Genomic DNA, 10,730 nt, shown 5'->3' on the forward strand with positions numbered 1-10,730 from the left:
GGGCCGCCCCCCCCCCCGCCCCCCCGGCGACCGGCCAGGGCGCCTCGATGGCCCTGGAGGACGCCGTCGTCCTGGCCAAGGCGCTGCGCGACCTGCCCGGCCCCGAGGCCGCGTTCACCGCGTACGAGCGGCACCGCCGCCCGCGGGCCGAGCACAACATCACCGTCAGCGGCGGCCTTTCCCGCGGCGCCCGCACGCCGTCCGGGCCGGCACCCGTCGCGGCCCGTCCCGCCGGGCCGGACGAGCGGCTGCTGCGCCAACTGGACTGGGACACCCCGCTGTCCGCGGTCCCGCCCGAGCCGCACTGAACCACGCGCCCTGCGCGAACGCGGTCGCACCCACCGTCCCGCGCGCAGGAAAGTGCAAGAGGCGGCGCACGGGAGTCCATTGCCGGGGCGTCGCCGGGGCCGGATCGTTCCGTGCAACCGGCCCTTCGGCAACAAGGAGCACCCGCGCCTACTGCTCCTTCGGCTGCTCCCACGACGCGTCCGGCGAGTACGTCGACGTCACCGTCGATGCCGCCGCACCGGCCGCCCCGCCCGTGGACACCGGCCGCCGGTACCGCATCGCGAGCGGCGCCGGCCGGATCCTCGCCCAGGCGTCCGGCGGCTCCGCGGTCACGTCGGTGGCCCGGGCCCCCGGCTCCGCCCGCACGTCGTGGTCCTTCGCCCCGACGGGCGACGGCGCCTTCACCATCGCCGACGCGGCCTTCGCCGACCTGCGCACCACCGGCCTCGTCCTGCTCTACCCCCTCGTCTCCGGCCGGCTGCGCGCGCCGCTCTTCCGCCGCCCGCCCGGTCGAGTCCTGTGGCTGTTCGCCTTGTTGCGCACGGCTCCGCCGGGCAGCCCCGAGACGGCCGCCCGGATGGTGGCCGCCAATCGTGCCGCCCACGACCTGGCCCGGGCCGCCGGCGCCGTGGCCTATCCCGTCAACGCCCTGCCCCTGTCCGCCGCCGACTGGCGGGAGCATCACGGCACCGGCTGGCGGTCCTTCGCGGACGCCAAACGGCGCCACGATCCGCACCTGGTGCTGGGGCGCGGGCACGGTCTGCGCCTCTGAGTGAACTCCTCTCCCGTGCACACCGGTTGAAGGATCTGGTGTCGCAAGTCTTGTGGCCCGCTTGGTTCATCACTTAAATCAAAACATGAACTAAGCCGTGGGGTCGGTTTTCCCGACCCCGCCCCCGTCTGGAGCCGCAGAATGAGACTGAGATCCCTGGGTGTCGCGCTGGCCGCCACGGCCGCGCTGATCGCCCTGCCCACCGCACACCCGTCGGCCACCGCGGCCGAAACCCCCTTGTCCCAGGGGAAGACGGCCACCGCGTCGTCCGAGGAGAACAACGGCACCGCCGCCGCCCTCGCCGTGGACGGCGACACCGGGACCCGCTGGTCCTCGGCCGCGGGCGACGACCAGTGGGTCCGCGTCGACCTCGGGACCACCGCCACCGTCAACCGCGTCGTCCTCGACTGGGAGGCCGCCTACGGCAAGGACTACAAGGTCCAGATATCCGCCGACGGCACCACCTGGACCGACCTGAAGTCCGTCACCGGCTCGGACGGCGGCGTCGACACCCTCGACGTGTCCGGCCAGGGCCGCTACGTACGGATGCTCGGCGTGCACCGCGCCACCTCATGGGGCTACTCCCTCTGGGAGTTCCAGGTGTTCGGCAGCACCGACGGCGGCCAGGCGGGCTGCGGCACCGCCAACGCCGCCCAGGGCAGGACCGCCACGGCCTCCTCCACCGAGAACGCCGGCACGCCCGCCTCCGCCGCCGTCGACGGCAACGCCGCGACCCGCTGGTCCAGCCAGGCCGCCGACCCGCAGTGGCTCCAGGTCGACCTCGGCTCCGTCAAGGACCTGTGCAAGGTCGACCTGAACTGGGAGGCCGCCTACGGCAAGGACTTCCAGATCCAGGCCTCCTCCGACGGCCAGAGCTGGAACACCCTCAAGAGCGTCACCGGGGCGACCGGCGGCACGACGTCCTACGACGTCAGCGGCACCGGACGGTACGTGCGCCTCCTCGGCACCGCACGCGGCACCGGCTACGGCTACTCCCTGTGGGAGTTCGCCGTGCACACCGGCACCACCGGCGTCCCGCCCGTGCAGGGCGGCGGCGACCTCGGCCCGAACGTCATCGTCGTCGACCCCTCCACCCCGGGCCTGCAGCAGAAGTTCGACGACGTCTTCGCCAAGCAGGAGTCGGCCCAGTTCGGCTCCGGCCGCTACCAGTTCCTGCTCAAGCCGGGCACCTACAACGGCATCAACGCCCAACTCGGCTTCTACACCTCGATCTCCGGCCTCGGCCTGAACCCCGACGACACCCGGATCAACGGTGACATCACCGTCGACGCCGGCTGGTTCAACGGCAACGCCACCCAGAACTTCTGGCGTTCGGCGGAGAACCTCTCCCTCAAGCCGGTCAACGGCACCGACCGCTGGGCCGTCGCCCAGGCCGCGCCCTTCCGCCGGATGCACGTCCAGGGCGGCCTGAACCTGGCCCCCAACGGCTACGGCTGGGCCTCCGGCGGCTACATCGCGGACTCGAAGATCGACGGTACGGTGGGCCCGTACTCCCAGCAGCAGTGGTACACCCGGGACAGCTCGGTCGGCGGCTGGACCAACGGCGTGTGGAACATGACGTTCTCCGGCGTCCAGGGCGCCCCCGCCACCAACTTCGACAGCGGCCCGTACACCACCCTGGACACCACCCCGGTCTCCCGCGAGAAGCCCTTCCTGTACCTGGACGGCTCCGCCTACAAGGTGTTCGTCCCGGCCAAGCGCACCAACGCCCGGGGCGTCTCCTGGCCCGCGAACGCGGGCACGTCCCTCCCGCTCGACCAGTTCTACGTCGTCAAACCGGGCGCCACGGCCGCCACGATCAACGCGGCCCTCACCCAGGGCCTCAACCTGCTGTTCACGCCCGGTGTCTACCACCTCGACCGGACCATCGAGGTCACCCGGCCCGACACCGTCGTCCTCGGCCTCGGCCTCGCCACCCTGGTCCCGGTCAACGGCGTCGACGCGATGCACGTCGCCGACGTCGACGGCGTGCGGCTCGCCGGGTTCCTGATCGACGCGGGCCCGGTCAACTCCGACACCCTGCTGCGCATCGGCACGCCGGGAGCGAGCGCCGACCACTCCGCCGACCCGACCACCATGCAGGACGTGTTCATCCGTATCGGCGGCGCCGGACCCGGCCTCGCCACCAACTCCGTGGTGGTGAACAGCGACGACGTCGTCATCGACCACACCTGGATCTGGCGCGCCGACCACGGCAGCGGCGTCGGCTGGGACACCAACCGCGCCGACTACGGCCTGCGCGTCAACGGCGACGACGTCCTCGCCACCGGCCTGTTCGTGGAGCACTTCAACAAGTACGACGTCTACTGGAGCGGAGAACGCGGCCGGACGATCTTCTTCCAGAACGAGAAGGCCTACGACGCCCCGAACGCCGCCGCCGTCACCCACGACGGCATCACCGGCTACGCGGCCTACAAGGTCGCCGACTCCGTCACCACCCACGAGGCGTGGGGCCTGGGCAGCTACTGCAACTACACGGCCGACCCGTCGATCGTCCAGGCGCACGGCTTCCAGGTGCCCGTGGCCCCGGGGATCAGGATGCACGACCTGCTGGTGATCTCCCTGGGCGGCAAGGGCCAGTACGCGCACGTCGTCAACAGCACCGGCGCACCCACCTCGGGCACCGACACGGTCCCGTCCAAGGTGACGTCGTTCCCCTGAGGCAGCCGGTCAGCCACTGGTGAGGGTCTCGTGCGGGGCCCGCCGGTAGGTGTCCCGGTACAGGGAGGCGAAGCGGCCCGGATGGTGGAAACCCCACCGGGCCGCGATCTCCGTGACCGTGGCCCCGGTGCCGGGATCCGCGGCCACCAGCTCGTGATGGGCGTGCGCGAGCCGCACCCGGCGCAGCTGGGCGAGCGGAGTGGTGTCCAGGTGGCGGCGGAAGGCGTACTGGAGCCCGCGGACCGTCACATGGGCCGCGGCGGCGATGTCCGCGACCGTGACCGGTTGGTCCGCGTGGTCGTCGATGTAGGCGAGCGCCCGGCGCAGCACTGCCGGGTGCACGTCGGCGTCACCGGCGGGGGCCCCGTCCAGTGCCGTGTTCGGGAACGCGGCCAGCACGCTCGCCGCCAGGTGCTGGGCCGCCGTGGCCGCCACCAGCGGCTGGTCCGCCATCTCCGGGTCGGCGAGCACCGTGTCCCGCAGATGGGCGATCGTGCGGTACAGCTGCCGCGCCGACGCCGCCGAACGCGGCCGGTGCCCGGTCAGCCGTACCGGCTGCGAGCCGTCCCCGTCCCCGGCCACCTGGGCGAGCAGTGCCGGTTCCAGCATCGTGATGTTGTACCGGGCGTTGCAGATCCGGCCCGTGTACGGCAGGTCCGGCGGCGCGAACAGCACCACGTCACCGGGGCCGAAGGCGTCCTCGACGCCCTGGAAGGCGTGGTCCCGCACGGTTCCCTCGTGCACGACGCACAGACAGACCCGGCCCAGCGGGGTCACCGAGTAGTCCATCTCGAAGTCCAGCGCGAGTTCGTCGACACTCACCGAATCGATGCCGGTACGGCGGATCCGGGCGCGGCGGGAACCGGTGCTGCCGCTGCCGATCCGCATCCGGGCGTAGGCGCGGCTGAGGAAGTCCTCCGTGACATCGAGGTCGTCGCTGTCGAAGGTGAGTGTCTCCATGGGCCTCCGCTGCCCCTGATCCCCGCTTGTACGGGCTCTCTACCAGCCATTTTTCGTTTTCTGTACGGAGGCTTGCCCTGTTGTTCGCCTGGCGGCTGGCGGGGGGCGCCCGACCCGCTCAGGGTGAATCGCATGATCGGACCCGACGAGCAGACGGACCAGGAACAGGTGAAGGCACTCCAGGACGAGGTGGACCAGCTGCGCCAGGCGCTGGTGTCGCACGCCCTGGTCGACCAGGCGATCGGCGTGGTCATCACCGTGGGCGGTCTGCGGCGGGAGCAGGGCTGGGAGGCCCTGAAGCACATGTCGCAGCACACCAACGTCAAACTGCGGGAGGTGGCGCGCTGCCTGGTCGAGTGGCCGGCCCGGCGCGAGCTCCCCGAGGTCATCCGCCGGGCGCTGCCCGCCGCCGTGGAGTACGCGCGCGCCCAGTCCGGTGCCGACGCCCGCAGGAGCGAGCAGGAGGTACCGTGCGGCCGGCCGGGGTGAGCCCGGCCGCGGGCGGGCGCGGTCAGGCCGGGGCCCGGCGCAGGTCCTCCCACGCCCGGCCGCGCAGCTCGGCGTCCCGCAGGACGTCCGCCGCCGTGCAGGCCAGCGCCTCCACCACCGCCAGGAGCACCCCGCGGGCCCGCTCCGAGGCCGCGGCCTCGGCGAACTCCGGCGTGTGGTCGGAGCCGTCGGCGCCCATGATCGCGACGAAGGGGTGGATGGCGGGCACCCGGCCGCTGACGTTGCCGATGTCGGAGGAGCCCAGGTAGACCCCGGGAACGGGCGGGGTCAGGGTGATCCCGGCGCGGTCCAGATGCCCCGCGAACCGCTCGGACAGCACCGTGCTGTCCCGGAAGTGCTCGTACCGCACACTCGCGCGCTCCACGGTCACGCTCGTCCCGGTCGCCAGCGCGACGCCCTCGGCGGCCGTGCGCAGCTGCGCGGCCAGCTCGTCCAGGGCGGCCGTGGTGAGTGCGCGCAGCCCGAAGCGGCCCTCGGCGTACTCCGGGACGATGTTCGTGGCCGTACCGCCGTGGGAGACGATCCCCTGCACATGGGACCCCTCCGGCAGCCGCCGACCGAGCGCCGAGAGCACGTTGAACAGCTCGATCAGCGCCGCGAGCGCGTCGACGCCCTCCGTCGGATTCCCCGTCGGGTGCGCGGCCCGGCCCCGGAAGGCGACCCGGTACTGCTCCTGCGCGGTCAGCGGTGCCCGCACCCAGTCGTACACCCCCGGGTGGAACATCAGGGCGGCGTCCACCTCGTCGAAGACCCCGGCCTCCACCTCCAGGGCCTTGCCGCCACCGCCCTCCTCGGCCGGCGTCCCCACCGCCAGGACCGTGCCCGGGGCGCCGTCCCGGACGGCGTCCACGACCAGGGCGGCCCCGAGACCGGCCGCCGCGATCAGGTTGTGCCCGCAGGCGTGCCCGAGGCCGGGCAGGGCGTCGTACTCCAGCGGGAACGCCACCGCCGGCCGCCCCCGGCCCGAGCGGGCCGTGAACGCGGTCGGCAGGCCCGCGACCTCGCGCCGCACCTCGAAGCCGGCCCCCTCCAGTTCGCCGCTCAGCAGCGCCGCCGCCCTGTGTTCGGCGAACGCGGTCTCCGGCTCCGCGTGCAGGGCCGAGGCCACGGCCCACAGCGCGTCGGCGCGCCGGGCGGCCTCCTCCCGGATCCGCTGGTACAGGGACACGAGACCTCCTCCGGTCCGGCGGGCGTGGTGCGTGCCGGCCCGGGTTCCACCCGGACGGCCCGCCGACACCCACCGGAGTGTTTGCGGCGCCCGGCCGGTGCAACACGGTGGGTGCGGCACCGATCAGCTCAGGAGGACAGCCATGGACCACTCGCGCGTACCCGTCCTGGAGGCGTTGCAGGAGTTCCGGCGCCGGGGGGACGTGGCATACGGGCCGCCGGGGCACAAGCAGGGCCGCGGGGCCGATCCGCGCGTCGCCGAGATCGTCGGCATGGACGTCTTCCGCTCGGACGTGCTCTCCCTGAACGGCCTGGACGACCGCCGTCAGTCGCAGGGCGTGCTGCAACAGGCCGAGGAGCTGATGGCCGACGCGGTCGGCGCCGAGCACGCCTTCTTCTCCACGTGCGGCAGTTCCCTGTCCGTGAAGACCGCGATGTGTGCGGTCGCCGGGCCGGGGGAGAAGCTGCTGCTGTCCCGCAACGCGCACAAGTCGGTCATCTCGGCGGTGATCATCAACGGTGTGGAGCCGATCTGGGTCCATCCGAAGTTCGACACGGAACGGCACCTCGCCCACCCGCCGGAGCCCGACGACGTCCGGGCCCGGCTGCGCGAGCACCCGGACGCCAAGGGCATGCTGCTGATCACCCCCACCGACTGGGGAACCTGCGCCGACATCCGGGGCGTGGCCGACGCCTGTCACGCCTTCGACGTACCGCTCATCGTGGACGAGGCCTGGGGCGCCCACCTGCCCTTCCACCCCGGGCTGCCGGCCTGGGGCATGGACGCGGACGCCGACCTGGTCGTCACCAGCGTCCACAAGATGGGCGGCGCGATCGAGCAGAGCTCGGTGTTCCACCTCCAGCACGACCGGATCTCGCCCGACGTCCTCAAGCAGCGTGAGGACCTGCTCGGCACCACCAGTGCCTCCTCCCTGGTGTACGCGACCCTCGACGGGTGGCGGCGGCAGATGGTGGAGCAGGGGCACGGCCTCCTGGACGCGGCCCTGCACCGCGCCGAGCGCATCCGGGCCCGGCTGCGGGAGCTGCCGGGGCTGCGGGTGATGGGCGGCGAGATCATCGAGGAGGGCCTGGCCGCCGAGTTCGACCCGCTGAAGATCGTCGTCGACGTACGGGACCTCGGCATCAGCGGCATGCAGGCGGCCGAATGGCTGCGCGCCAACTGCCACATCGACGTGGGCGGCTCCGACACCTGCCGGATCAGCGCCTCCATCACCCACGCCGACGACGAGGAGACCGAGAAGCTGCTGCTGGAGTCGGTGCGCACGCTGGTCGAGCGGGCGGACAGAATCGAGCGGCAGCCCGCCGTGCACCTGCCCGAGCCCCACGTTCTCGAACTCGAACAGGCCGTCCTGCCCCGCGACGCCTTCTTCGGACCGGCCGAACAGGTGCCCGCCGAGCGGGCCGTGGGCCGCGTCGCCGCCGAGATGATCTGCCCCTACCCGCCGGGCGTGCCGGTCGTCGCACCCGGCGAGGTGATCACCGCGGAGGTCCTCGACTACCTGCGCAGCGGTGTCGCCCACGGCTTCCTCATCGCGGGCGCGGCGGACCCCTCACTGGAGACGCTGCGGGTCGCGGCCCGCCCGTGACCGGCCCGCTCGAACTGCGCCGGCCGGTGTCTGCGCCTAGGGTGGCGTGTGCGGGCGGCCGGGTCTCCGTCTGCCCCGGGTCAAGAAGCCGGCCTGCGGACGAACACGTCACGGCAGGGACGCCCGGCCCCGCCGGCGGTTCCCGGGTCCGGACCCGCGCGTCCGGTGGGCCTCCCGTCCCGGCAACCCGCCAGGAGACGGCCCGACTTCACCCCGACCGGAAATCACCTGTGGTTACCGGTTTCGGACGCCCCGGCCCGGGGACCTCGGTACCAGGGCCGCCGTCGACCCTTTCCTTATGGATGCACCCGATATGCCCATGGTGTCGACCGCATGCCCGGCGTGGCCACCGTGCATCGGACACCCCTCTCGCCCATGCCGGGCCCGCCCCCGTGACCCTGCGAAGGAATAGGTACTGATGAGCGAGACGAACCCCCTGAAGCGAGCGGCGGACAAGGTGGCGGACGCCCTCCACGGTGCACCCTCCGGCCCGGAGGACGGCATCCCCGGCAAGCCGGGACCCCAGTCGCCGCCGGTCGCCGAACCCACCGAACCCCGTGAGCCGCTTCCTCCCAAGCCCGACCAGACCGGCCCGGACACCGTCTCGCCCACCGGGCAGCCGACCGGCGCCGACCAGGCGCGGATGGCGCAGAGCGGCAGCTATCTGACCAACGCCCAGGGCACCCGGCTGTACGACACCGACCACTCCCTCAAGGCCGGCCCCCGCGGACCGGTCCTCCTGCAGGACCACCACCTGCGGGAGAAGGTCATGCACTTCGACCACGAGCGCATCCCCGAGCGCGTGGTCCACGCCCGCGGCGCCGGCGCGCACGGCGTGTTCCGCAGCTACGGCACCGCGGCCGACGTCACCAAGGCGGCGTTCCTCGCCGAGGACGTCGAGACACCGGTGTTCGTCCGCTTCTCCACCGTGCTCGGCTCCCGCGGCTCCTCCGACACCGTCCGCGACACCCGCGGCTTCGCGACGAAGTTCTACACCAGCGAGGGCGTCTTCGACCTCGTCGGCAACAACATCCCGGTCTTCTTCATCCAGGACGCCATCAAGTTCCCGGACGTCATCCACGCCGGCAAGCCGCACCCGGACCGGGAGATCCCGCAGGCACAGAGCGCCCACGACACCTTCTGGGACTTCGTCACCCTGCACACCGAGGCCACCCACCACACCCTGTGGAACATGTCCGACCGGGGCATCCCGCGCTCGTACCGCACGATGGAGGGCTTCGGCGTCCACACCTTCCGCCTGGTCAACGCCGAGGGCCGGACGACCCTGGTGAAGTTCCACTGGAAGCCGAAGCTGGGCGTGCACTCCCTGGTGTGGGAGGAGGCGCAGATCATCAACGGCGTCGACCCCGACTTCCACCGCCGGGACCTCGCCGACGCCATCGAGGCGGGCGCCTACCCCGAGTGGGAGTTCGGCATCCAGACCTTCCCCGACACCCCCGACCAGACCTTCGAGGGCATCGACCTGCTGGACCCGACGAACATCGTCCCCGAGGAACTGGCCCCCGTGCAGCCGATCGGGCTGCTCACCCTCAACCGCAACCCGTCGAACTTCTTCGCCGAGACCGAGCAGGTCGCCTTCCACGTCGGCCACCTCGTGCCCGGCATCGACATCACCGACGACCCGCTGCTCGCCGGCCGGCTCTTCTCCTACCTGGACACCCAGATCACCCGGCTGGGCGGCCCCAACTTCCCGCAGCTGCCCATCAACCGGCCGCACACGCCCGTCAACGACATGCTGCGCGACGGCATGCACCAGACCGCCGTGCACCGGGGCGTTGCCCCCTACCGCCCCAACTCCCTCGACGCCGGCTGCCCGTTCGCCCCGGGCGCGTCCCTCGACGGCGCGTACGTCGAGACGCCCGTGCGGGTCCCCGAGGCGACCAAGGTGCGCGAGGCACCCGAGTCGTTCGACGACCACTTCAGCCAGCCGCGCCGGTTCTGGCTCAGCATGAGCCCGCCCGAGCGCGAGCACATCATCGGCGCCTACACCTTCGAACTCGCCAAGTGCTACGAACAGGCCATCCGCGAACGGGCGTTGCAGGTGCTCGCCAACATCGACCCGGAGCTGTGCGCGGGCGTCGCCGCCGGTCTCGGTCTGCCCGCCCCCGAGCCCACGGTCCCCCTGGCCGACGTCGAGCCCAGCCCCGCCCTCTCCCAGATCGGGCACACCTGGCCCACCGACGGCCGCATCGTCGGCATCATCACCGGCCCCGACGGCGACCTCGACGGCGTACGGACCGTACGCCAGGAGATCCTGGACAGCGGCATGGTCCCGCTGATCATCGCACCGGCGGGCGGCACCCTCGGCGACGGCACGGACGCCCTGACCGTCCAGCGGACCTACGCCACCGCGCGCTCCGTGGAGTTCGACGCGCTGCTGGTCGCCGGCACCCCGGGAGTGGGGGCCGACGCCTACGGCGCCCGGGACGCCAAGGCGGGCCAGCCCAGCCTCCGGGAGGCCACGCCCGACCCGCGGGTGGGGCTGCTGCTGGCGGAGGCGTACCGGCACGGGAAGGCCATCGGCGCCGCCAAGGGCGGGGAGGTCGCGCTGGAGGCGGTCGGCATCCCGCTCGACGCGCCCGGCGTCGTCGACGGCGACACCGCCAGCACGGTGCTCCAGCAGCTCACCCGGCTGATGGGGGCCCACCGGGTCTGGGAGAGGTTCCCGTCCGCCGCTTGACCCGGAGCCCCGGGCGGGGACACCGCCCGCACGGCGTGGCGCC

At 72.7% G+C, this 10,730-nt stretch carries 7 protein-coding genes and 1 pseudogene; 6 read left to right on the forward strand and 2 right to left on the reverse strand.

Features of this window, described 5'->3' with window-relative positions; genetic code table 11:
- The 3 genes and pseudogenes from ABZ923_RS39655 to ABZ923_RS39665 form a co-directional block, all read left to right on the forward strand.
- Positions 1-308: pseudogene (locus tag ABZ923_RS39655) on the forward strand (monooxygenase); the annotation flags it as partial.
- Between the two features lie 233 nt (positions 309-541).
- On the forward strand, positions 542-1,060 hold the full coding sequence (locus ABZ923_RS39660) for a hypothetical protein (protein WP_361482728.1): 519 nt from the start codon (positions 542-544) through the stop codon (positions 1,058-1,060).
- A gap of 141 nt (positions 1,061-1,201) precedes the next feature.
- Positions 1,202-3,742, forward strand: coding sequence for a discoidin domain-containing protein (locus tag ABZ923_RS39665; protein WP_361482730.1), 2,541 nt, complete (start codon positions 1,202-1,204; stop codon positions 3,740-3,742).
- 9 nt (positions 3,743-3,751) lie between these two features.
- On the opposite strand, the gene ABZ923_RS39670 is transcribed toward ABZ923_RS39665, so the two are convergent.
- The gene (locus tag ABZ923_RS39670; RefSeq protein WP_361482733.1) at positions 3,752-4,702 is read right to left on the reverse strand and encodes a helix-turn-helix domain-containing protein; all 951 of its coding nucleotides are present in this window, start codon (positions 4,700-4,702) and stop codon (positions 3,752-3,754) included.
- A gap of 132 nt (positions 4,703-4,834) precedes the next feature.
- Between ABZ923_RS39670 and ABZ923_RS39675 the strand changes: the two genes are divergently transcribed.
- Positions 4,835-5,191: an ANTAR domain-containing protein gene (locus ABZ923_RS39675; RefSeq protein ID WP_361482736.1), complete on the forward strand. Its 357-nt coding sequence runs from the start codon at positions 4,835-4,837 to the stop codon at positions 5,189-5,191.
- Positions 5,192-5,213: 22 nt separating this feature from the next.
- Here the strand turns inward: ABZ923_RS39675 and ABZ923_RS39680 are convergent, their stop codons facing one another.
- On the reverse strand, positions 5,214-6,380 hold the full coding sequence (locus ABZ923_RS39680) for an amidohydrolase (RefSeq protein ID WP_361482738.1): 1,167 nt from the start codon (positions 6,378-6,380) through the stop codon (positions 5,214-5,216).
- A gap of 142 nt (positions 6,381-6,522) precedes the next feature.
- Here ABZ923_RS39680 and ABZ923_RS39685 point away from each other — a divergent pair, with 142 nt between their 5' ends.
- Positions 6,523-7,986, forward strand: coding sequence for an ornithine decarboxylase (locus ABZ923_RS39685; protein ID WP_361482741.1), 1,464 nt, complete (start codon positions 6,523-6,525; stop codon positions 7,984-7,986).
- Positions 7,987-8,404: 418 nt separating this feature from the next.
- Entirely contained in the window at positions 8,405-10,687 is a 2,283-nt protein-coding gene (locus ABZ923_RS39690) for a catalase (protein ID WP_361482744.1), read from the forward strand.
- Positions 10,688-10,730 lie beyond the last annotated feature (43 nt).

It is taken from the genome of Streptomyces sp. NPDC046881 (genome assembly GCF_040645015.1).
GTDB lineage: Bacteria > Actinomycetota > Actinomycetes > Streptomycetales > Streptomycetaceae > Streptomyces.

Bases quoted from the DNA above. Each gene is read 5' to 3' on its own strand.
- ABZ923_RS39665 (WP_361482730.1), top strand. From the start codon at position 1,202: ATGAGACTGAGATCCCTGGGTGTCGCGCTGGCCGCCACGGCCGCGCTG.
- ABZ923_RS39670 (WP_361482733.1), bottom strand. From the start codon at position 4,702: ATGGAGACACTCACCTTCGACAGCGACGACCTCGATGTCACGGAGGAC.
- ABZ923_RS39675 (WP_361482736.1), top strand. From the start codon at position 4,835: ATGATCGGACCCGACGAGCAGACGGACCAGGAACAGGTGAAGGCACTC.
- ABZ923_RS39685 (WP_361482741.1), top strand. From the start codon at position 6,523: ATGGACCACTCGCGCGTACCCGTCCTGGAGGCGTTGCAGGAGTTCCGG.
- ABZ923_RS39690 (WP_361482744.1), top strand. From the start codon at position 8,405: ATGAGCGAGACGAACCCCCTGAAGCGAGCGGCGGACAAGGTGGCGGAC.